Here is a 21,169-nt window from a genome sequence, read left to right as displayed (position 1 = left end):
CCGCCGTTATAAAATAGAAACCCGCTTACGCCATTCTATGCGCAAGCGGGCGGGACTATGTGATTCAGGCCACGGTATAGCTCCCCCGGGCCAGGACCTTGACCGTCCCGGCGGTGGCCCGGACGCCCCGGCCCTCGATGGTCATCATATACAGGTGGTTCTGGGCCAGCGCGCCCCCGTTTGCCAGGGTGGAGGCGGTAGTCTCGTCGACGAGCCCCGGGTCCGAGGGGGAGACGCAGACGGCGCTGCCCACCCGCAGCATCACCTCGCAGCCGACGCCGCCGGTGAGGGTCTGTCCCTCGTTCAGGGTCACCACCACGAAGGAGGCGGAGACCCCGCCGCCGGGAAGGGCTTGTCCCGTCCGTTCAGCGATCCTCTGGTCCACACGCTGCATAAGCTGAGAGAAAAAGGTGTCGTTCAAATAGCTCAGGGTCACCAGGGGGTCCTGGGGGGAACCCGCCTCCGCCGCCAGGGACACGCCGCTCATCAGCGCGGCGCTGAGGGCCAGCAGGACCACGGCGCGCAGCAGCCACCTGTCTTTTTTCATATGTACCTCCTCCGTACGCCCTCCCGGCGGAAGGAACTTCCGCCGGGAGGGAACCTCAAACCAACTGGTCGTGGGGCAGCCCGAAGCTGACCGCGATGGCCGTGTCCACCTTGTTCATCACATTTTCCTCCACATGGCCCATGCGTTCCCGCAGCCGTTTTTTGTCCAGGGTCCGCACCTGCTCCAGCAGGACCACGGAATCCCGGCTCAGGCCGCAGCTCTGGTCCACGGGGAGGTCGATATGTGTGGGCAGCCGGGTCTTCCCGGTCTGGGAAGTAATGGCCGCCGCGATCACGGTGGGGCTGTAGCGGTTTCCGGTGTCGTTCTGAATAATCAGAACGGGCCGGACGCCGCCTTGCTCGCTGCCCACCACCGGGGAGAGATCGGCATAGTAAATATCGCCGCGCTTGACACTCGTATCCACAAAGTTCACACTCCGCCGAAAGAAGTACCCGCCATCGAAAGGGGAAGCGCGTCCCCCTTCGGTGAGGCCACTTTCATTCTCCCACGCAGTTTCGGAATTTATACGCCTCTTCCCGCAAACTTGCGTCCTCGCCGTGGGAGGGGCAAATTCCGGCGTCCTCGCCCCACGTCATCCTATGCGGGGGGAGGCCGGTCTGTGCGGAGCGTCAAGCGCCGTCTTTCGCTATTGTATCATAAAAGGAGAAGCTCGTAAAGTCCGCCGTCAAAATGATTTCCCCGTCTACGGCGATTTCCCCCCGGACCGGGGTTCCGTCCGCCAGGTTCAGCCAAACGGTGGAGAGAATTTTCCCGTCCTTCACCCCCGTCTGGTCCACGGTGAGGCGGAGGCAGGGCACGCCGTTCCACTCCTCCTGGTTCTCCTCCAGCAGCCACCCGTCCCGGAGGGCGCTCATCAGCCGGGGCAGGCAGGCGGCAGGGCTGATCTCCTCGTCGCCGAGGGTCCCGGCGTTGAGGCTGGCGTCCTCATACTCCAGCCGCCAGTCCGTGTCGCTGAGCACGGCCCGCACCCCGGCGATAGCCTCCGGCGCCAGCACCTCCACCGTGCTCTCCCCGCCGGGGACGTACTCGCAGCGAAGCTCCGCCTCCCAGGCCAGGCCCTCCTGATCGCAGGAGACAACCGCCTCCATGGCACAGCCCACGCAGTCGTGATAGCGGTCCCGCAGGTCCGCCGTTTGGGACGCTCCGTCCCCGCCGTCTCCGCCGCCGCAGGCCGCCAGCAGCAAGAGCAGGGTTATCATTGGTACGCACTTCCATAGGCGCACCGGAAAACCTCCTTGATATTCAATTTCCTTGAAGCTCTGAAAATACCCTGGGGAACGCGGCAATGACATCCTCCGGCGTGACGCAGTACTCCGTCAGCGCCTCCGCCGCCAGGTCCCCGGCCCGGCCGTGGATCCACACGGCCCCCGCCGCCGCCATCACCGGGCCGGCCCCCTGGGCAAGCAATGAGGCGATGAGCCCCGTCAGCACGTCGCCGCTTCCTCCCTTGGCCAGGCCGGAATTGCCGGTGGTGTTCACCAGCACGTTCCCCTCCGGCCCGGCGATGACGGTCCGGTGGCCCTTCAGGACTAAAAAGCAGCCATGCTCCCGGGCAAAGGCCCGGGCCGCGCCCACCGGGTCCCCGGCGGGATTTCCGCCGATGCGGGCAAACTCCCCGCCATGGGGGGTCAGGATGGTGACCCGCCCCCGGCGCTGGTCCAAGATATCTATATGTCCCTCCAGCGCGTTTATGCCGTCGGCGTCCAGCACCACCGGCTTTTCCGTCTGCCGGAGAACCTCTGAAACCAGCTGGCGGACGGACTCCCCCCGCCCCAGCCCCGGCCCCAGGGCCAGCACGCCGCAGCCCTCCAGCCGCTCCAGGAGCTCCGGCAGGGCCCGCCGGCTCAGCCGCCCCCGCCGGTCCGCCAGGGGGAAGGGCATGGCGGAGACACAGCGGACCGTCTCGATCTCCCAGATGCTCTCCGGCACCCCCAGGTACACCAGCCCGCAGCCGGACCTTACCGCCGCCGAGGCCGTGAGGTACGGCGCGCCGGTATAGCCCACGGAGCCGCCCGCTACCAGGACCTTGCCGAAATCCCCCTTGTGGCCGTCCTTCTTCCGGGGCGGCAGGGCCTCCCGGGCGAAGTCCGCCTCCACCGTCTGGACGGGGCAGGAAACCTCCCGGACCAGGGCGGCGGGGACGCCGATGTCATGGACGGTAACCCGCCCGGAGAGGACGGCCCCGTCCCCGGCGAACTGCCCGGTTTTTGGCATGGAGAAGGTGACGGTCCGGTCCGCCCGGACGGCCCGTCCCAGGACCCTCCCGGTGTCCGCCTCCACGCCGCTGGCAATGTCGGCGGCAATCACCGTCCCCTTGCGGCAGGAGTTGATGAGGTCCACGGCGGCGGCGAATTTGGAATCCGGGGCGATGTTCCGGGAGAGGCCCACGCCGAAGACGGCGTCGACGACCACCTGGCTTCCCCGGGCCCAGGCGGCCTGGGCCTTGTCCTGGGGGTTGAAGTCCTCCAGCTCCACGCCGCACTCGCTGAGACGGCCCGTCTCCTCCATGGCGTCGGGGGTGAGGCGGTTATAGTCCCCCACCAGGAAGACCCGGACCTTGAGGCCCATCAAAAAGAGGAGCCTTGCCGCGCCGATGCCGTCCCCGCCGTTGTTCCCCGCGCCGCAGAACACCGCCGCCCGGCACTTCTGAGGCTTATCCGGCAGGGCATCCAGAGCCGCCTGGGCCACCGCCGCCGCCGCCCGCTCCATCAGGTCGATGGAGGGAATCTTCCGCTCTTCTATGGCCCTTCGGTCCAGTTCCCGCATCTGCGCCGCCGCCGCCAGCTTCATGTGTCTGTACCTCCCGCGTGTCGATATTTGATAGATTGATTATAGCGGATTTCCGGCGGGAACGCAATCGGGAACCTTGCGTTTGTCCGGAAAAGCCGCTAAAATGGGGAGCGCAACCCAAAGTTTACATGGATTTCTTCAAACGCAACACCAAATCGCTGGCGCTGCGCCGCCCGCTCCGGCAGAATAAGGGCACCAAATTCAAGGAGGATCACCCAAATGTCGTTTTCCGAAAACCTGCAGTTCATCCGGGCCCAGGCCGGAATCACCCAGGAGCAGCTGGCGGAACAGCTGGACGTCAGCCGCCAGTCCGTCAGCAAGTGGGAGGGCAGTCAGAGCTTTCCCGAAATGGACACCCTGCTGCACATCTGTGACCTTTATAACGTAAACCTGGACACGCTCCTCCGGGGCAGCGTGGAGGAGAGCCGGGTGGCCGACACAGCCAAGTACGACGGCTTCATGACCCGCTTCGCCTGGAGGATCTCTCTGGCAGTTTCCGCCATCATCGCCGGCGTGGGCGTGAGCGGCCTGCTGGAGGTCCTGGGCGCACCGGAGGCCCTGGCGGGCGCGGCGCTCCTGCTGGTCATCACGGTGTGCGTGGTGGTCCTGGTGGTTTCCGGCATCGAGCTTGAAAACTTCCGCAGGAAAAACCCCGTGATCGCCGACTTCTACACCGAGGAGCAGAAGGAGGCCTTTCAGCGGAGATTCGTCTGGCACATCGCCGGAGGCGTGGGGGCAATCCTGTTCGCCGTGGTCCTGCTGCTGCTGTTTTTCTCCGCCTTCCCGGAGCGGGAGCCCTATGAGTCCTACAGCATGGCCTTTTTCCTGCTGATCATCGCCGGGGCGGTGTGGTCCTTCATCTACGGAAGCATCCAGCACGACAAATACGATGTGGAAAAGTACAACCGGGAGAACAATCCCTCGCCGGAGGCCAAGCGGCGAAACAATCTGGTGGGGACCGTCTGCACCGTCATCATGCTGCTGGCCACGGCCATTTACGTAGGGCTGGGCCTGGCCCTGTACATGTGGACGGCCTGGTGGGTGTTCGCCGTGGGGGGCATCCTCTGCGCTGTGGCCGCCGTGGTCCTGGGTCCCAAGGAGGAGTAAAAGCAAGCCCCGCCGGAGTACCCGGCGGGGCTTGTCTATTCAGGCTTTCACCGGGACCCCGGCGTCGTTCAGCGCCCGGCGGAGGCGGGGCAGGTCCCCGTCGAAGATCGCGCCGTCCATCCCCACAAACCAGGCCCCTTCAATGTTGATGTTCAAATCGTCGATGAAAAAGCACTCCTCCGCCCGGAGGCCGTACTCCCGGAGGAGAGTCTCGTAAATCTCCGGCTGGGGCTTCAAAAGCTTCCAGTCCGCGGAGACAATTTTCCCGTCGAAGCACTCGCTTCCCGGGATGCGGTCAAAATACAGCGGCAGGTCCTCCTTGGCGTTGGACAGCAGATAAACGCCGTACCCCAAGCCTTTCAGCTCCCGGACCAGGTCCGCCATGCCCTCCACGGGCAGCAGCCAGCGCCGCCACCAGTTCAGGGTCAGCTCCCGGGCGGGGCCGTGGAGACGCTCCGGCAGGCGGCGGCAGATGACCGCCAGCCCATCCTCAAAGGAGAGCGTCCCCCGGTCCATCTGAATCCACTCCACGGAGCCGAAGACCTCCCGCAGAAGCAGGGCCCGATCCCCCTCCGGGACGCCCAGATCCTCCACGAATAAATAGGGCTTCCAGTGGATCAGCACGTTGCCCATGTCGAATACGAGATTGCGGATCATAGCGCCTCCTGTTCTCCGGCCCCGCAGGCCAGAACCACGGCTTGATAAGACTCCAGCCACAAGCGGCCCTCCCGGTTCTCCAGGCCGCCGCAGTTGTTCAGCAGCACCCGGAAGGGCTCCGGGAAAGGTACGGAAGCCGTCCCCTGGCCATAGTGGCAGAGGACCAGAACCCGCGACGTCTCCCCGGTCCGCCAGTAGGCAAAGATCTCCGGCTCCTCCCGGAACGCGGGGCAAAAGCCGCCATGGACCAGCACGTCCTCCCACTCCGGATCCTTCCGCAGGGCAAGCAAGCGCTTATACCACCCCCGGACGGACCGCTCCGAGGCGGCATCGGCCTCCACGTTCAGCTCCGGATAGTTGGGGTTCACCGGGAACCAGGGCGTGCCGGAGGTGAACCCGGCGTGCTTGCCCCCGGTCCACTGCATGGGGGTCCGGGCGTTGTCCCGGCTGTGGCGGCGGCAAACCGCCATGGCCTCCTCCTCCGTCCGCCCGGCGGACCGCGCCGCCTGGTACTGGTCATGGGTGTTCAGGTCCTCGAAGTCCTCCACGGTACGGAAATCCCCGTTTCGCATACCGATCTCCTGGCCCTGGTAAAGGAAGGGAATGCCCCGCAGCAGCACGGACAGCGCCGCCAGGGCGGTGACGCTCTCATAGCAGACGTCCCCCTCGGGAAGGAAGATGCCGGGGGCCCGGGGCCGGTCGTGGTTTTCCAGGACGTTGGCCAGGAAAACGGCGCTCCCGGCGTTCTCCTGGGCCTGGAAAATCGCGTCCTGCCAGGTCTTGAAATCAAAGGGCTTGTACTGATACCAGAAGGGCCCCCGGTGGCCGGCGAGAAAGTGCCCAAAGTCGAAGAGGGTGGAGAAATAGCCCTCCGGCCCGCCGAACTCCGCCACCCGCTCCGGGGTAATGCTGTATACCTCGCCCACGGTAAAGGCATCGTGGGGCAGGAAGCACTCCCGTTTCAGCTGGTTCAAAAAGGCGCCGATCTCCGCCGTCCGGGGCAGCATTTTGGACACGGCGCAGGTGCCGTCGGGGCTGTCGGCGGGGCCGTCCTGGAAGCGCAGGTCCTTTTTCAGATTGATGATGGCGTCCAGCCGGAAGCCGGAGACCCCCTTGTCCAGCCACCAGTTTACCATATCGCAGATCTCCCGCCGGACCTCCGGGTTTTCCCAGTTCAGATCCGGCTGCTCCTTGGCGAAGGTGTGGAAGTAATAGAGGTCCGAGCCGGGCAGACGCTCCCAGCAGCTCCCGCCGAACTCCGCCCGCCAGTTGTTGGGCGGGCCGCCGTTCCGCCCCGGCTTTAAGTAGAAGTACTGTCCGTACTTCCCCGCCGGGTCCCGGACGGCCTCCCGGAACCAGGGGTGCTGGTCGGAGCAGTGGCTGACCACCAGGTCCATCACCAGGTACATTTCCCGGTGCTTCAGCTCCCGGATCAGGGCCTCCAGGTCCTCCATGGTCCCGAAGCAGGGATCGATGCCGTAGTAATCGGAAATGTCATACCCCTGGTCCACCATGGGAGAGGGATAGACCGGGGAGAGCCAGAGGATGTCCACCCCCAGGTCTTTCAAATAGTCCAGCTTGGAGAGGACGCCGGGCAGGTCCCCGATTCCGTCCCCGTTGCCGTCCAGGAAGCTCTTGGGGTAGATTTGGTACGCAATTTTGTTCCGCCACCAGGGGCGGGAGGCATTTGCCATCGTCATACACCGCCTATCGGGAAACCGCGCCTGGAGGCCGGACCTCCGGGCGCGGTTCCATTTATTTTTTTCCGCCGAAAATGCTCTTGAGGAAGCCGCCCTTTTCCCGTTCCTTTTTCTCCGGCGGCTTTTTCCCCTCCGGCTTGGGGGAGGCTTTGGGCTTCCCGCCGCTTTTCAGGCGTTCCAGCGCCTCCACGGCGTGCTGGTAGTCCTGCCGGGCGGCGGCTTCGTAGAGCTCTCTGGCCCGCTCCTCGCTGGCGTCCACGCCCTTGCCGTGCTCATAGCACCAGCCCAGGAGGTACTGCCCCCGGGCCTGGCCCTGGGCCGCGGCGTGGTTGTACCAGAACACGGCGTTCTGCCAGCTCTGCTCCACACCCTCCCCGGTTTCGTAGAGATAGCCCAGGTTGCAGGCCCCCGTGGCGTCCCCGGCCTCGGCAGCTTTTCTGTACCACTCCGCCGCCTCGGCGGGGTCCTTTTTCGCCACGCCCTGGCCCGACTCGCAGCAGTACCCGTAGTTGCACATGGCCCGGGGATAGCCCGCCTCCGCCGACAGCTTGTAAAGCCGGGCGGCTTCCAGGGCGCTTTTCTCCACGCCCCGGCCCGTCTCATACATATAGCCCAGGTTGCACTGGCCCGCCGGGTCTCCCTTTTCCGCCGCCCGGCGGTAAAAGTCCACGGCCTGCTCCAGGCTCTGTTCCACACCCTCGCCGAACTCATAGCACACGCCCAGGTTGCACAGCGCCCGGAGATAGCCCCCGTCCGCCGCCCGCTGGTACCACCGGGCCGCCTCGACGTCGTCCCGTTCCATGCCCTTGCCGTACTTGCAGCACAGTCCCAGGCAGAACATGCCCCTGGGATCGTCCTGCTCGGCGGCCTTGCGGTACCAGTGGACCGCCCGGGTCAGGTTCTCCTCCACGCCGCTTCCCGTCTCATAGCACCAGGCCAGGTTGCACATGGCCCGGGAGAAGCCCTGCTGGGCGGCGGCGCTGTACCACTTTACCGCTTCCTCCCAGCTTTGCTCCACGCCCCGGCCGGATTCGTACATAAAGCCCAGGTTGCACATGCCGGGGGCGTTGCCCATCTCGGCGGCTTTGCGGTAGAGCTCCGCCGCCTTCTCGTCGCTCTGGGGCACGCCCTCCCCCCGCTCATAGCACACGCCCAGATCGCAGATGGCCGGGGCGGACCCCGCGTCGGCGGCCTTCTGATACCACCGGGCGGCCTCCTCCGCGTCCTGGGCGGCGCCGATGCCGTAGTCATAGGCCCGGGCTACGCTGAAAAGGCCCCTGGGGTCCCCCTGGTCCGCGGCCCGTTTGTACCAGGTGAAGGACTCCTCCAGGTTTTTCTCCACACCCTTGCCGTGCTCATAGCACCAGGCCAGGTTGCACATCCCCCGCGACAGCCCGCCGGCGGCGGCCCGTTTGTACCACTCCGCGGCGCTCTCCCAGCTCTGCTCCACGCCCTCGCCGCACTCATACATAAAGCCAAGGCAGCAAGCGCCGTCCTCGTCCCCCTGCTCGGCGGCCTTGCGGTAGAACTCCGCCGCCGCGGCCTTGTCCGCGGGCACGCCCCGGCCCCGTTCATAGCACAGCCCCAGGCACAGATAGCCCCGGGGGTATTCCTGGTCCGCCGCCGCCCGATAGAGCCGCACGGCCTCGGCGAAGTCCCGCTTCACCCCCTCGCCATGCTCATAGCACCAGGCCAGGTTGCACAGCGCCCGGGGATAGCCCTTATCCGCCGCTTTTCTATACCAGTCCACGGCGGTCTCCCAGCTCTGCTCTACGCCCCGGCCGGACTCATACATAAAGCCCAGGCAGCACATGCCGGGGGCGCTGCCCTGCTCGGCGGCGGCGGTGTACCATTTCACGGCCTGTTCCACGTCCTGCTCTACGCCCTCGCCGAACTCCAGGCAGCGGCCCAGCTCCGTCTGGGCGCCGGGATAGCCCAGCCACGCGGCGGACTGATACCATTTGGCGGCCTCCGCTTCGTCGGGCTCCACGCCGCTGCCCCGGCGGTAAGCCTCCGCCAGGAGGAACTGGGCCCGGGGAAAGCCCTGCTCCGCCCCCTTCTGGAAGCATTTCAGAGCCTTGTCATAGTCCGTCTCCACGCCGATGCCGTATGTATAGCAGTAGCCCAGGTTCGTCAAGGCGGGCATGTACTCCTGCTCCGCCGCCTGGGCATAGAGCATCACGGCCTGCTTGGGGTCCGCCGGCACGCCCACGCCCGCCTCCAGGCACCAGCCCAGGTTCGTCAGGCCCAGGGGATCGTTCAGCGCCGCCGCCCGTTGGTAGGCGGCCAGGGCGTCGGTCTCCCGCTTCTCGTCCACCGCCTGGTTTCCCAGGTTCACCCAGTCGGAAGCGGTCATCTCCTCCTCCGCCAGGGCGGTGAAAAAGGTCCCCCCGCAGCGGGGGCAGATATCCGGCTCCTCCTCGGCCACAAAACCGCAGTCGGGGTTTTCACAGCGATAGAAATCCATCATTTCTTCCTCCCTCAGATGTCCGCTCCGCCGCCGAAAACCGGGGAGCCGTTGTATAGATCGGTAAAGGTATGGGCCGCGCCCCGGTACTTGAAGCCGGGGAAGGTGTCCAGCTGGACCCCGTGGATGGCCCGGAAAATGCTTTTTTCAATGTTGGGGTTGGTCTTTTTCAGCTCCCGCAGGAGCAGCTTGATCTCCTGGCGCTTGCTCTCCCCGATCCCGTCGCCGGAGGCGTCCCGGGCTTCGGTAAAGCGGCAGGCGCACTGGAGAAAATGAAGTTCGTTGTAATCCCGCCAGCGGACAATGGCGTCCTCATGGACGCAGTACAGCGGGCGGATCAGCTCCATGCCGGGAAAATTTTTACTGCGGAGCTTGGGGGGCATGGCCTGGAGCTGCGCGCCGTAAAAAAGGCCCAGCAGCGTAGTCTCGATGACATCGGAGAAGTGATGGCCCAGGGCGATTTTATTGCAGCCTAAGTCCCGGGCCCTGGCATAGAGGCAGCCCCGGCGCATCCGGGCGCAGAGGTAGCAGGGGTTTTTGTCCACCTGGACCGTCACGTCGAAGATATCGCTTTCAAACAGCGTCAGGGGGATGCCCAGACGCCCGGCGCTCTCCTCCAGCACGCGGCGGTTTGCCGGGTTGTAGCCCGGGTCCATAGCCAGGAAGGTGAGGGCAAAGGGCCGGTCCGTGTGCTTTTGCAGTTCCTGCATCAGCTTGGCCAGGACGAAGGAGTCCTTCCCGCCGGAGACGCACACGGCGATATGGTCCCCCGGGGAAACCAGCTCGTACCGCTTCACGGCGGCGATGAAGGGATTCCACAGGGATTTTCGATAGGTCTTGATGAGACTGCGCTCGGCAGTCTCCTGTGGGGTAAGCTCACGGGACATATGTGATTCTCCTAGCCAAAGACGTTTTACAGCCATATGGAACCCAGGCGGAACACGGAGGCGCACATTTTGCGGAACCAGGACCGCTGGTTCCAGTCCTCCAGAGTATAGGGCCGGCTCTCGGCCAAAATGCCGTCCAGATCCTCCAGCAGCTCCTCCACCACCGGCATGTGGTACAGCAGCACGCCACATTCGTAGTGGAGCTGGAAGGTCCGGTAGTCCATATTCGTGCTGCCGACCAGAGCCACCTCCCGGTCCGCCATGACGCTTTTGGCGTGGAGGAAGCCGGGGGTGTATTTATAGATCTTCACGCCGTGGCTCAATAGCTCCCCCCAGTAAGTCTCGGCCACCATGTAGGTAAACTTGTGGTGGTCCGGGATGCCGGGGATAAAGATCCGCACGTCCACCCCCGCGTCGGCGGCGATGCACAGGGCTTTTTGCATGGACTCCTCCACGGCGTAATAGGGGGTGGTGAGGTAGAGCATCTTCTGGGCAGAGGCGATGAGCTGCAAATAGATTTCCTCAATGGGATTGTCCGGGTTGTTCAGGGGCCCGTCGGTAAAGGGCTGGCACCAGCCCCGGGCGCTTTCCACCTCGTGCCGGGGGCGGTAGTAGTCGTCCTCGTTGTGGAAGGAGCCCCCCATCATCTTCCACATCTGCATGAACTGGGTGGCGAACCCCCAGACCCCCGCGCCCTCGATGCGGACGGCGGTGTCCTTCCAGTGTCCGAAGCGGACGATGAGGTTGGCGTATTCGTCGGCGATGTTGATGCCCCCGGTATAGGCGAACTGCCCGTCGATGACGGCGATTTTCCGGTGATCCCGGTAGTTGAAGTAGATGCGATTCACATAGCGGTGAACGGGGTTGAAGGCCTTCACCTCAATGCCCGCGTTCTGGAGATTCTGGAGGGTTTCGTCGGAAAAGCGGGTGAGGTTGCCGAAATCATCGAAGGTGATGTGGATTTCCACGCCGGCGGCGGCCCGCTCCTTCAAAATGGCGAAGATGCGGTCCCAGAGCTGTCCCTCCGCCAGGATGTAGTACTCCAGAAAAATATAGATCTCCGCCTTCTCCAAATGCTGGATCAGGTCCTCAAAAAACTCCGCGCCCTCCTTGAAATAGACGGCGTCCGTGTTCCGGTAGAGCAGAAAGCCCCGCTTTTCCAGATACGCCGCCAGCCGTCCCCAGGCCGGGGACTGCCGCCGGAGGCGGCCGAGGTCGATTCCGCTGGACATGCGCTGGCTCTCCCCGCAGGGGATGGGGGGCACCGTCTGAAGGCTGAGCTGCTTCACCTGATGGGCCCCGCCCCAGAGGCAGAACAAAATTATGCCGGACACCGGCATGGCCAGCAAAAGGCACATCCACACCAGCTTGTAGGTGGGGCTGCCGGGCCGCTGGTAGACCCAGATGGCCACCGCCGCGCCGGCGATAAGCAGCAGGGCGTAGACAAGGCTGGAATACTCCGCCAGAAGGAAGGAGATCAAAATCGAGGTAGCGATTTGGGCGATCACCGTCAGTGCGCACATGGAAATGCTGGTAAAGGCGGAAATTTTTCGCTCGACCCGCTCTTCCACCGGGGGGATATGGGGAATGTTCTTATGCACGGCAGCTCGCCTCCTCACAGGCAGTTTCAGCGTTTGGCTTTTTTATTATACAAAAAGACGCCGCCGTCTTCAACAGCAAAATATTAAAATTAGATAAAATCCGGGCCGGGCAAAACGCCCGGCCCGGATTCTCATTCGCTCTGGCGCAGAAGGCCCTGCTTGATGTCCCACAGCTTCTGGCTGAGATCCACGTAATACGTGTGGGGATTCTCGAAGCGCTTCACCTCGTCCCAGAGGGTCTCCACCTGGGTCCTGCAATAGTCCTGAATCTCCGTGAGGCCGGGGCGTTCGTAGACCAGCTTCCCCCCCTGGAAAACGGGGACCTGGAGGGGCTTTGCCGTGAAGCCGGTGTAGGTCTTCCGCTTCCAGGTGGCCCGGGGATCGAAGAGCTCCAGGCTCCGGCTCTCGTCCACGGTTTCGTCCCAGACGGTGATATAGTCCGCCTCCGCCTTGCCGGTGGCCCGGTCGAAGATGCGGTGGACTTTTTTAAAGTGGGGGTTGGTAATCTTGTCCACATTTTCGCTGACCTTGATTTTGGGGACGACGGACCCTCCCTCGTCCTCCACCGCCACCAGCTTGTATACCCCGCCGAAAACCGGCTGGCTGCTGGCGGTGATCATCCGCTCGCCCACGCCGAACATGTCGATTTGGGCCCCCTGGATCAGCAAGTCCCGGATGATGTACTCGTCCAGGGAGTTGGAGGCGGAGATCCGGCACTCTGTCCAGCCCGCATCGTCCAGCATCTTCCTGGCCTTCCGCGTCAGGTAGGCAATGTCTCCCGAGTCCAGGCGGATGCCGCACTTTTTAATCCCCAAAGGCTTCAGCACCGCGTTGAAGGCCCGGATGGCGTCGGGCACGCCGGATTTCAGCGTGTTGTAGGTATCCACCAGGAGGGTGGCGTTGTTGGGATAGAGCTTGCAGTAAGTCTCAAACGCCTCATACTGGGTGTCGAACATCTGGACCCAGGCGTGGGCCATGGTGCCCCCGGCGGGCACGCCGTAGAGCTGGTCGGAGATGGTGCAGGCCGTCCCGGCGCAGCCGCCGATGTAGGCCGCCCGGGCCCCGGTGATGGCCCCGTCGGTGCCCTGGGCCCGGCGGGAGCCGAATTCCAGCACCGTCCGCCCCTGAGCCGCCCGGACGATGCGGTTGGCCTTGGTGGCGATGAGGCTCTGGTGGTTGATGGCCAGCAGGGTAAAGGTCTCAATGAGCTGGGCCTGGATGGTGGGGGCCCGGACGGTCACCACGGGCTCCTGGGGGAAAATGGGGGTCCCCTCGGGGATGGCCCAGATGTCCCCGGTGAAACGGAAGTCCTTCAAATAGGCCAGGAACTCCTCGGAAAACAGATTCCGGTCCCGGAGGTACGCGATGTCCTCCTCGTCAAAATGCAGATCCAGAATATACTCAATGAGCTGGTCCAGGCCCGCGCAGATGGCAAAGCCCCCCTTGTCCGGCACGTCCCGGAAGAACACGTCGAAATAGGTCATCCGGTCCTGAAAGCCCGCCTGGAAATAGCCGTTGCCCATGGTCAGCTCATAGAAGTCACAGAGCATGGTCATGTTCAGCTTTTGTTCGGTGCGCATGGCAGGAGCCCCCTCTTTTGAAGTTGTTCCCTTGATTATAAGCAAAGCGCCGCGGAAATGCAATCTCTTTTTTGGGAAAAATTCACGAAAAATGCAGGGAATATCGGGCGCATTTTTGCCAATAGCGGCAGGGCCCGCCTTTGGGCGGGCCCTGCGTTTTTTCAGGATGCTTGGTCGTACTCCAGCCGCCAGAAGCCCTCCGCCCGGTCCGCCCGAAGGTACACGGCCGTTTCCCCCGCAAAGCTGTCGGTGAAGCTCTCGCGGACGGTTTCGCCCTCCGCCGTCTCGAAGGAAACCGTATAGGTCAGGCCGTCCTCCTCCGGCAGGGTAAAGGAGCAGAGCTGGATGTCGGAAATAGCCGCCTCCGACGAGAGGGTTTCGCCGCCGTATTCCACGGTGATGTTGGAGATGGCCTCCGGGGCGTAGTTTGTGAGAATCAGGTTGCCCTCCACGGCTTCCTCCCTCTGCCCGCAGGCGGCGAGAAGAAGCAGGAGGCCGAACGCCCAAAACAGCTTTCTCATCCCTCCGCCTCCCGCAGACGCTCCACAATGGTTCGTTTTGACACGGAGCGGTAGGTCCAAAGGGGCACCAGGGCCCCCAGAGCCAGGAAGATGGGCAGGATCACCAGAATGGGCGTCACGGTGAGCCGGTAGGAGAAGAACCAGAAGACGTCCGACAGGACGGTCCCCATCAGGGGGCCGATGCACACCGTCATCACCAGGGACACCGCCAGGGCCAGGAGGGTGTAATAAAGGCCTTCGTACACCAGCATGGTTTTCAGCTGCTTCCCGGTCATGCCGATGGACTGGAGCACCGCCAGCTCCCGCTTCCGGGTGAGGATGCCAGTGAGGACCGCGTTGACGAAGTTCAGCACGCCCACAAGGCCGATGATGAAGCTCAGCGCCCCGCCCATGGTCATGAACATGCCCCGGAAGCCCTCGAACTCGGCGACGTAGGTGGCCCGGCTCTCATAGTCGTAGAGGGGCTGGACGCTCTCCGTGTACTCCGCCAGGAAGGACTCCATGCCCGCCTCCGCCTCGTCGGTGGTGTTGAAGAGATAGGTCATGACGCTGGCGGTGCCGGTGTCCTGCTTGAACCGCTCCGCCCCCAGGATGAACTCGTCGCAGCCCAGAACCCGGTAGCGGTAGGAGATGGAGTTGGGAATCCGCACCAGGGCGCAGACGGTGTAGTCGATGTCCTCGTAGGCCTTGGCCCGCTCCCCCCAGGGGCGGCCGCCCTCGATGGCGGCGTCCACGTCCTCAATGATTTCCCCGGTATCCCGGTAGAAATACTCCATCTCTGTGATATGGCGGATGGTCACAGTATCTCCCAGCCTGGCCCAGTTGCTGCCCCATTGGGTGGCGTTGTAGTCGTCGGACAGGTACACGGCGGCAATGGCCTTCTGGCTGGGGTCCGACAGGGGGGCCAGGTCTCCCTCCAGTACATTCAGCAGGCTCAAGGGGAAGTCCTCCATGCCGTACATCTGCACGCCGGTCTCCAGAAGCCCGCTGGGTTGCCGGGAGGTTCTCGCGACGATCTCGTCCACAACCTCCGGGGGATTATACATTCCATAGCCCTGCCGGAACCAATCCTCGGTGACAAACTCCTTCATGGCGGAGACGCCGCCATAGACGCGCCCGCTCTCCTCCAGACCGTTTCGGGCATTGACGTCGGAGATAATCTCCTCCGGCACCGCCTCGTCCTCGGTACGGAAGCCGCCGCTGGGCTGGAAGTAGGCGGCGTCTCCCAGGATAAAGTCCACATCCGCGTTCCGGGCCAGGTACTTATTCATGTCAAAGCCGGTGGCGAAGGTGTAGGTAATCGTTGCCAGCACCACCGCCAACGTCAGGGAAATGACCGTCACCACGGTTTTCCCCCGGCTCCGGCCCAGGTTGGCCCAGGCCATGCCCGGAAGGGACGCGCCGCTCCGGGCTTTGCGGACCTTCTCCCGCTTCCCCGCCTTTTTCGGCCCGCCGCCCTCGGTGTAGCGCACGGCCTCCACCGGGGAGACCTTCGCCGCCATGCGGCCCGGACGGGCGCAGGAGAGGAACACGGTCAGCAGGGCGAACAGCGCCGCTCCAATGAAAATCAGGGGGTTGAAGGAGACGAAGGCGTTCTTGTAGCTCAGCTGGGTCATGATGACCGGGGTGAGCTTGTTGCCGATGACAAAGCCCAGGAGCAGTCCAATGGGGATGCCGATAAGGCTGAGAAGCAGGGCCTGCTGCCGGACGACGCGTTTGATCTGCTTGCCGGTGGTGCCGATGGTTTTCAGAAGGCCGTAAAACCGGATATCGTTGGTGACGGAAATTTGGAAGACGTTGTAGATAATCAGGTAGCCGGTGAAGATAATCAGCAGCAGCAAAACCACAATGGCGATCAGCGTGGAGATATCAAAGCTGTTGGAAAGCTGGGCCCCGGAGTAGCCCCAGTTGACGCCGATTTTCAAGTAATTCTCCCCCTGGGGGTCGTCGTGCTGATAGCCGTGGTTCTCCAGGATCTGAAGGATGTTCTCCTCGATCTGGAGGTCGCTTTTGAACATCATGTCCAGGTTCCATTCTCCGGTCATGGAGTAGGGGTCCCCGCTGCCCTGGGCACCTAACTCCTCGGCGGCGGAGCGGGGCAGGAGCACATTGCTGGCCACCAGGGCGCTGTCGTACTCCCACCATCCCGAGAGGGTGAAGGTCCGGGTGACCAGCTTCCGGCTGGAGGTGTTTTCGTCAAGGTAGAAGGAAATGGTGAATTTCGCGCCCACCTTCGGCTCCACCCCCAGAAGGGCCAGAACGCGGGTGTCCGTGGCGGCCTCGTCGGTGCCCTCCCGGGGGAGGGTCCCTTCGACTGGCTGGCAGAAGTAGTGGGGCGCGGCGGCGGGCTCCAGGTAGGAGACCTCCACATGGGATTTGTTGAAGGGCGGGTCCACGGGCATGCCCACGAACAACCGGGCGAAGTCCTCTTGAATCAGCGGGTCCGACCGCATTTCCTCCACCTGCTCCCAGGTGAGGCCCTTGATGGTGCCGTGAAAGTCGCCGCCCGCCTGGCGGAAATTCTCCTGCTGGAAGGAATAGTTGATGGAGGAAGCGATGGTAAAGAGGGAGGTGAACAAGATGGTGGTTAGGGCAATGGCCAGGACGGCCACGATGTTGCGGGTCCGGGCGGCCCGCATGGACCGGAAGCCCAGGCGGCGGACGCAGCCCTTGTTGGCGACACGGATCATGGTTACGCCTCCTCCCCGGTGGTCCGGGAGGACCGGATTTTCCCGTCCTCAATGCGGATGATGCGGTCCGCCATTTGGGCGATTTCCTCGTTGTGGGTAATCATGACGATGGTTTGGGCAAACTTCTCGCTGGTGATTTTCAGCAGGGCCATCACGTCCTGGCTGGTTTTGGAGTCCAGGTTGCCGGTGGGCTCGTCGGCCAGGATGATGGCGGGCTTGGCCGCCAGGGCCCGGGCGATGGCCACCCGCTGCTGCTGGCCGCCGGAGAGGTTGTTGGGCAGGTTCCGGAGCTTTTTCTCCAGGCCCAGAGTCTCGATGATCTGGTCCACGTAGGCGGCGTCGGGCTTCTGGCCGTCCAGTTGAATCGGGAGGACGATGTTCTCATAGACGCTGAGGACAGGGACCAGGTTGTAGTTCTGGAAGATGAAGCCGATTTTCCGGCGGCGGAAGATGGTGAGAGCCTCGTCCTTGAGGGAGAAGATGTCTTTCCCGTCCACGCTGACGGATCCGGAGGTGGGGCGGTCCAGGCCGCCCAGCATATGGAGGAGGGTGGACTTGCCGGAGCCGGAGGTGCCGACCACGGCGGCGAATTCGCCCTTTTCCACCGTCAGGTCCACGCCGTCCAGGGCGCGGACCTCCGTCTCTCCGGAGCCGTAGTGCTTGTGCAGGGCCTTTGTCTCTAAGATTGTCATATTCTGATACCTCCAAGGTAAAGTGTTTTCAAGCCATGGGGCTTTTACTGCAGATACTCTACCATAGGAATCTGTCCAGATTCTTTCTCAAATCTTACAGAGTTGAAAGAAGCCGCGCCCCCGCCCGAAGGGCGAGTACAAGCTCCCTTGCATTTTGCGTACCTTTCCGCTACAATAAACCTGCGGAGATAAAAACACGGCCCGGTCGGTAGTCCGGGCGTACCCCTTCGGGTATCAGTAACCTGCCTCCTTTGGTTGTCCGTTCTCCGTGAGAGACACGAAAAGGAGGAACCGCGTATGGAAACCGGATACGCAAAACTGACCGTCCGCTTTGAGGACCCCTTCTGGGTCCTGCTCTATGAGCGGGGCGGCGGCGGAACCTATGAGGCCTGCAAGACCCCCTTCGGGGCCGAGCCGAAAGACCAGGAGGTCTACGCCTTTTTGCTGGAGAACTGGCGGAGCCTGCGCTTCAGCCCTCCCGTCGCCGCCAAGGGCCCCTTCGAGAGGAAGGTCAGCCCCAAGCGCGCCCGCCGGGAGGCCCAAAGGGCCGTCCGCCCCGCCGCCATAGGCACCAAAGCCCAACAGGCCCTGGCTCTCCAACGGGAGGAGGGCAAAGCTGCCCGGACCCGCCGCAGCCGGGCGGAACGGGAGGCGGAGGAGGAGCGGAAATTCGCCCTCCGGCAGGAAAAACGGAGGGAGAAGCGGAAGGGACATTAAAGAATTCGGAAGGAATACGCAGGACAGCGCCCCGGAGAGGACCTCCCTCCCCGGGGCGCTGTTCATTGGCTCTGCCCGTGGTTCCGCTCCATGGAGGCGGCGTGCTCCTGCTCCATCACGTCCAGCAGCTCCGCGACGCGGCCGGAGGAATAGCGTTCCCGGCAGGCGGCCAAGGTCTGGGCAAACTCCTCCGAGCCGCCGTGCCAGGCGGCGTCGGCGGTGGCGATGCTCCTGCAAATCACGTCCGCCGCCAGGGGCTGGTCCCAGTAGTCCACCCGCTGATCCCCCATCAGGACCAGGTAGGCCAGCACCGTGTCCGGCGCTTCCAGGAAGCGGCTGCGGAGTTCCTCGCTGGACCCCTCCGTCAGCGCGTCGCCCCACAGGTCAAAGACGATGAGCTGGTCCAGGGGCACCGTGTTTGTGTGCTCAAAGATATACATAAACCGCTCGTCGTCGCAGCCTTTGCTAAGGCCAAACGACTCCAGGTCGACGCTGACCGCCTCCCACTCCGTCTCCTCCAGCTCCGGGAAGCCGGAGGGGACCGGGGCTGTTTCTTCCGGCGGCAGGTCCTCCGGCGGCGCTTCGGACGGCGAAGCCCCCTGCCCGCCGCAGGCGGCAAGCAGGAGGCACAGCGCCAACGCCAGAGCGGGGATGCCCGTGACGTTCGTCTTCATATTACTTGCTCAGGGCCTCGTCAATGGCCTTGGCGGCGGTTTTGCCCGCGCCCATGGCCAGAATGACCGTGGCCGCGCCGGTCACCGCGTCGCCGCCGGCATAGACCCTCTCCCGGGAGGTCAGGCCGTCCTCGTTGACCACGATGCCGCCCTTGCGGTTGATTTCCAGGCCCTTGGTGGTGGACTTGATCAGCGGGTTGGGGCTGGTGCCAAGAGACATAATCACGCAGTCCACGTCCAGATCGAACTCGCTGTCCGGCACCTCAATGGGCCGCCGCCGCCCAGAGGCGTCGGGCTCGCCCAGCTCCATGCGGATGCAGCGGATTTTGTTCACGTCGTCGTTTTCGTCGGCAAAGATTTCCACCGGGTTGCAGAGGGTCTTGAAGATGATGCCCTCCTCCTCGGCGTGCTCCACCTCTTCCTTCCGGGCGGGGAGCTCCTCCATGCCCCGGCGGTAGACGATGTACACCTCGGCCCCCAGGCGCTTGGCGCAGCGGGCCGCGTCCATGGCAACGTTGCCGCCGCCCACCACGGCCACCTTCTTGGGCCGCTGAATGGGAGTATCCGAGTCGGGCAGGTACGCCTTCATCAGGTTGATGCGGGTCAAAAACTCGTTGGCGGAGTAAACGCCCCGATAGTTCACGCCGGGGATATCCATGAACATGGGAAGGCCCGCGCCGGAGCCGATGAACACGGCCTCGAAGCCCTGCTCCTCCATCAGCTCGTCGATGGAGATGGTCCGGCCGATAACCGTATCCGTGGCGATGGTCACGCCCATGGCCTTCAATCCGTCCACTTCCTTCTGGACGATGGCCTTGGGCAGACGGAACTCGGGGATGCCGTACACCAGCACGCCGCCGGCAAGGTGCAGCGCCTCGAACACGGTGACGTCATAGCCCTTCCGGGCCAGGTCGCCCGCGCAGGTGAGGCCCGCGGGGCCGGAGCCCACCACGGCGACACGGTGGCCGTTGGAGGCGGGCTTTTCCGGGGCCTCGGTGCAGTGGGCGTTGTGCCAGTCGGCGACAAACCGCTCCAGACGGCCGATGCCCACGGGGTCCCCCTTCTTGCCCCGGACGCAGTACATCTCGCACTGGGTCTCCTGGGGGCACACCCGGCCGCAGACGGCGGGCAGGGCGGAGGTGTTGGAAATGATCTGGTACGCCGCCTCAAAGTCGCCCTTGGCGACCTCGGCGATGAACTCAGGGATATGTACCATGACGGGGCAGCCCTGCATGCAGGCGCGATTCTTGCAGTTTAAGCAGCGCGCCGCCTCGTCCAGAGCCTGTTCCTCGGTGTAGCCCAGGGCCACCTCCTGGAAGTTCTTATTCCGGACGTTGGGGTCCTGGGAGGGCATGGGGTTTTTCTGTAAAGACATATTGGCCATGATTATTCGGCCTCCTTCTTAAAGAGGTTGCAGGTCTCCTCGTGCTTGTGCTTCTCGAATTCCATATACATCTGGTTCCGCTTCACGGCCAGATCCCAATCCACCTTGTGGCCGTCGAAGTCCGGGCCGTCCACGCAGGCGAACTTCATCGCGCCGCCCACGCTCAGGCGGCAGCCGCCGCACATGCCGGTTCCGTCGATCATGATGGGGCTCATGGAGACGGTGGTGGGGACGCCGTAGGGCTCCGTGGTCTTGGAGACGAACTTCATCATGACCATGGGGCCGATGGCGAAGACCTCGTCGTACTGGTTCCCTTCTTCAATAAGCTCCTTCAAAGCCTCGGTGACCAGGCCCTTGCGGCCATAGCTCCCGTCGTCGGTGCAGACGATGAGCTTGTCGGAGGACTTCTTGAACTCGTCCTCGAGAATCACCAGGTCCTCGGTGCGGAAGCCCACCACGGCGTGGACCTCGGCCCCGTCGTCGTGGAACTTCTTCAGCACCGGGTAGGCGATGGCGCAGCCCACGCCGCCGCCGACCACGCAGACCTTTTTCTTGCCCTCGGTCTCGGTGGCCTTGCCCAGGGGGCCCACGAAGTCCTGGAGGCAGTCGCCCTCGTTGAGATGGCTGAGCTTTTCCGTCGTCGCGCCCACGGTTTGGACGATGATGGTGACGGTGCCCTTTTCCGGGTCGTAGGCGTTGATGGTAATGGGGATGCGTTCGCCCTTTTCGTCCACCCGGAGGATGATGAACTGTCCCGGCTGGGCCTTCTTGGCGATCAGCGGGGCCTCGATCTCGTACAGGGTGACGGTGGGGCGCAGAGCCTCTTTTCTGACGATTTTGTACATATGCTTCCTTCTTTCCCGATCATGTCATGGTTGTGATGTTCGGTCTTGCCCGACACGCTGCAAGCAAGGCCTGGAGCCCGTGTCCTGCCATTGACACATTGTTTCTAGTTTAGCATAAGGGACGGAAACCGTCAATTGGTTTCCCTTGGATTTTTGCAAGATGTGAGTTTATACTTACATTCGAACACCCGGCCAGCCGGAAAATATCCATAAAGCCCCAATAGTGAGCTTTCTTCAACCTGAACCTTGCAGAAATATCCGTAGGGACTTCATTGGCGGTTTTGCCGGC

19 protein-coding genes are annotated in these 21,169 nt (G+C 63.5%); 2 read left to right on the top strand and 17 right to left on the bottom strand.

Going from position 1 to position 21,169, the window contains the following annotated elements:
• Positions 1–64: 64 nt before the first annotated feature.
• The 4 genes from Q1M04_RS13745 to Q1M04_RS13730 all read right to left on the bottom strand — a co-directional run bounded on the left by Q1M04_RS13745 (position 65) and on the right by Q1M04_RS13730 (position 3,358).
• Entirely contained in the window at positions 65–547 is a 483-nt protein-coding gene (locus Q1M04_RS13745) for a hypothetical protein (RefSeq protein WP_297999302.1), read from the bottom strand.
• A 55-nt stretch (positions 548–602) separates the two neighbouring features.
• Complete coding sequence (locus Q1M04_RS13740; protein WP_204791495.1) at positions 603–971, bottom strand: type II toxin-antitoxin system PemK/MazF family toxin; 369 nt, start codon at positions 969–971, stop codon at positions 603–605.
• A 205-nt stretch (positions 972–1,176) separates the two neighbouring features.
• Positions 1,177–1,767 (bottom strand): hypothetical protein, encoded by a 591-nt coding sequence (locus tag Q1M04_RS13735; RefSeq protein ID WP_297999304.1) that lies wholly within the window; start codon positions 1,765–1,767, stop codon positions 1,177–1,179.
• A gap of 43 nt (positions 1,768–1,810) precedes the next feature.
• A complete protein-coding gene (locus Q1M04_RS13730) occupies positions 1,811–3,358 on the bottom strand; it encodes an NAD(P)H-hydrate dehydratase (RefSeq protein ID WP_297999306.1) in 1,548 nt (515 codons plus the stop codon).
• 219 nt (positions 3,359–3,577) lie between these two features.
• Here Q1M04_RS13730 and Q1M04_RS13725 point away from each other — a divergent pair, with 219 nt between their 5' ends.
• Positions 3,578–4,465 carry a helix-turn-helix domain-containing protein gene (locus Q1M04_RS13725; protein ID WP_295756876.1) on the top strand — a complete coding sequence of 296 codons (888 nt, stop codon included), beginning with the start codon at positions 3,578–3,580 and terminating at the stop codon, positions 4,463–4,465.
• Positions 4,466–4,504: 39 nt separating this feature from the next.
• Here the strand turns inward: Q1M04_RS13725 and Q1M04_RS13720 are convergent, their stop codons facing one another.
• The 9 genes from Q1M04_RS13720 to Q1M04_RS13680 form a co-directional block, all read right to left on the bottom strand.
• The gene (locus Q1M04_RS13720) at positions 4,505–5,122 is read right to left on the bottom strand and encodes an HAD family phosphatase (protein WP_297999308.1); all 618 of its coding nucleotides are present in this window, start codon (positions 5,120–5,122) and stop codon (positions 4,505–4,507) included.
• Positions 5,119–6,822 carry an alpha-glucosidase gene (locus tag Q1M04_RS13715; protein WP_297999310.1) on the bottom strand — a complete coding sequence of 568 codons (1,704 nt, stop codon included), beginning with the start codon at positions 6,820–6,822 and terminating at the stop codon, positions 5,119–5,121. The genes Q1M04_RS13720 and Q1M04_RS13715 overlap by 4 nt, the downstream gene beginning before the upstream one ends.
• A gap of 55 nt (positions 6,823–6,877) precedes the next feature.
• Positions 6,878–9,292, bottom strand: coding sequence for a hypothetical protein (locus tag Q1M04_RS13710; protein WP_297999312.1), 2,415 nt, complete (start codon positions 9,290–9,292; stop codon positions 6,878–6,880).
• An 11-nt stretch (positions 9,293–9,303) separates the two neighbouring features.
• Positions 9,304–10,176: an ATP-binding protein gene (locus Q1M04_RS13705; RefSeq protein ID WP_297999314.1), complete on the bottom strand. Its 873-nt coding sequence runs from the start codon at positions 10,174–10,176 to the stop codon at positions 9,304–9,306.
• A gap of 26 nt (positions 10,177–10,202) precedes the next feature.
• Positions 10,203–11,777, bottom strand: coding sequence for a cardiolipin synthase (cls, locus tag Q1M04_RS13700; protein ID WP_297999316.1), 1,575 nt, complete (start codon positions 11,775–11,777; stop codon positions 10,203–10,205).
• Between the two features lie 131 nt (positions 11,778–11,908).
• Positions 11,909–13,357, bottom strand: a complete 1,449-nt coding sequence (locus Q1M04_RS13695) for a nicotinate phosphoribosyltransferase (RefSeq protein WP_297999318.1) — start codon at positions 13,355–13,357, stop codon at positions 11,909–11,911.
• Positions 13,358–13,518: 161 nt separating this feature from the next.
• Complete coding sequence (locus Q1M04_RS13690; protein ID WP_297999321.1) at positions 13,519–13,878, bottom strand: hypothetical protein; 360 nt, start codon at positions 13,876–13,878, stop codon at positions 13,519–13,521.
• Positions 13,875–16,568 (bottom strand): ABC transporter permease, encoded by a 2,694-nt coding sequence (locus tag Q1M04_RS13685; RefSeq protein ID WP_297999323.1) that lies wholly within the window; start codon positions 16,566–16,568, stop codon positions 13,875–13,877. Before Q1M04_RS13685 ends, Q1M04_RS13690 begins: the two co-directional genes overlap by 4 nt.
• Before the next feature lie 2 nt (positions 16,569–16,570).
• The gene (locus Q1M04_RS13680) at positions 16,571–17,260 is read right to left on the bottom strand and encodes an ABC transporter ATP-binding protein (RefSeq protein ID WP_295756902.1); all 690 of its coding nucleotides are present in this window, start codon (positions 17,258–17,260) and stop codon (positions 16,571–16,573) included.
• 297 nt (positions 17,261–17,557) lie between these two features.
• Here Q1M04_RS13680 and Q1M04_RS13675 point away from each other — a divergent pair, with 297 nt between their 5' ends.
• Positions 17,558–17,977, top strand: a complete 420-nt coding sequence (locus Q1M04_RS13675; protein WP_297999325.1) for a YjdF family protein — start codon at positions 17,558–17,560, stop codon at positions 17,975–17,977.
• A gap of 62 nt (positions 17,978–18,039) precedes the next feature.
• Here the strand turns inward: Q1M04_RS13675 and Q1M04_RS13670 are convergent, their stop codons facing one another.
• The 4 genes from Q1M04_RS13670 to Q1M04_RS13655 form a co-directional block, all read right to left on the bottom strand.
• Positions 18,040–18,651, bottom strand: coding sequence for a hypothetical protein (locus Q1M04_RS13670; protein ID WP_297999327.1), 612 nt, complete (start codon positions 18,649–18,651; stop codon positions 18,040–18,042).
• 1 nt (position 18,652) lies between these two features.
• Positions 18,653–20,035 carry an NADPH-dependent glutamate synthase gene (gene gltA / locus Q1M04_RS13665; protein WP_297999329.1) on the bottom strand — a complete coding sequence of 461 codons (1,383 nt, stop codon included), beginning with the start codon at positions 20,033–20,035 and terminating at the stop codon, positions 18,653–18,655.
• 2 nt (positions 20,036–20,037) lie between these two features.
• Positions 20,038–20,880 (bottom strand): sulfide/dihydroorotate dehydrogenase-like FAD/NAD-binding protein, encoded by an 843-nt coding sequence (locus Q1M04_RS13660; protein WP_297999330.1) that lies wholly within the window; start codon positions 20,878–20,880, stop codon positions 20,038–20,040.
• 109 nt (positions 20,881–20,989) lie between these two features.
• Positions 20,990–21,169: hypothetical protein (locus Q1M04_RS13655; protein ID WP_300346693.1), on the bottom strand; the 180-nt coding region annotated here is incomplete at its 5' end.

The organism is uncultured Oscillibacter sp., from assembly GCF_950073225.1.
GTDB lineage: Bacteria > Bacillota > Clostridia > Oscillospirales > Oscillospiraceae > Oscillibacter.
This window is presented reverse-complemented; position numbering and strand designations above follow the sequence as displayed.

Bases quoted from the DNA above. Each gene is read 5' to 3' on its own strand.
- Q1M04_RS13705 (WP_297999314.1), bottom strand. From the start codon at position 10,176: ATGTCCCGTGAGCTTACCCCACAGGAGACTGCCGAGCGCAGTCTCATC.
- Q1M04_RS13660 (WP_297999330.1), bottom strand. From the start codon at position 20,880: ATGTACAAAATCGTCAGAAAAGAGGCTCTGCGCCCCACCGTCACCCTG.
- Q1M04_RS13720 (WP_297999308.1), bottom strand. From the start codon at position 5,122: ATGATCCGCAATCTCGTATTCGACATGGGCAACGTGCTGATCCACTGG.
- Q1M04_RS13710 (WP_297999312.1), bottom strand. From the start codon at position 9,292: ATGATGGATTTCTATCGCTGTGAAAACCCCGACTGCGGTTTTGTGGCC.
- Q1M04_RS13670 (WP_297999327.1), bottom strand. From the start codon at position 18,651: ATGAAGACGAACGTCACGGGCATCCCCGCTCTGGCGTTGGCGCTGTGC.
- Q1M04_RS13715 (WP_297999310.1), bottom strand. From the start codon at position 6,822: ATGACGATGGCAAATGCCTCCCGCCCCTGGTGGCGGAACAAAATTGCG.
- Q1M04_RS13680 (WP_295756902.1), bottom strand. From the start codon at position 17,260: ATGACAATCTTAGAGACAAAGGCCCTGCACAAGCACTACGGCTCCGGA.
- Q1M04_RS13730 (WP_297999306.1), bottom strand. From the start codon at position 3,358: ATGAAGCTGGCGGCGGCGGCGCAGATGCGGGAACTGGACCGAAGGGCC.
- Q1M04_RS13735 (WP_297999304.1), bottom strand. From the start codon at position 1,767: ATGATAACCCTGCTCTTGCTGCTGGCGGCCTGCGGCGGCGGAGACGGC.
- gltA (WP_297999329.1), bottom strand. From the start codon at position 20,035: ATGGCCAATATGTCTTTACAGAAAAACCCCATGCCCTCCCAGGACCCC.
- Q1M04_RS13685 (WP_297999323.1), bottom strand. From the start codon at position 16,568: ATGATCCGTGTCGCCAACAAGGGCTGCGTCCGCCGCCTGGGCTTCCGG.
- Q1M04_RS13745 (WP_297999302.1), bottom strand. From the start codon at position 547: ATGAAAAAAGACAGGTGGCTGCTGCGCGCCGTGGTCCTGCTGGCCCTC.
- Q1M04_RS13725 (WP_295756876.1), top strand. From the start codon at position 3,578: ATGTCGTTTTCCGAAAACCTGCAGTTCATCCGGGCCCAGGCCGGAATC.
- Q1M04_RS13690 (WP_297999321.1), bottom strand. From the start codon at position 13,878: ATGAGAAAGCTGTTTTGGGCGTTCGGCCTCCTGCTTCTTCTCGCCGCC.
- Q1M04_RS13695 (WP_297999318.1), bottom strand. From the start codon at position 13,357: ATGCGCACCGAACAAAAGCTGAACATGACCATGCTCTGTGACTTCTAT.
- Q1M04_RS13675 (WP_297999325.1), top strand. From the start codon at position 17,558: ATGGAAACCGGATACGCAAAACTGACCGTCCGCTTTGAGGACCCCTTC.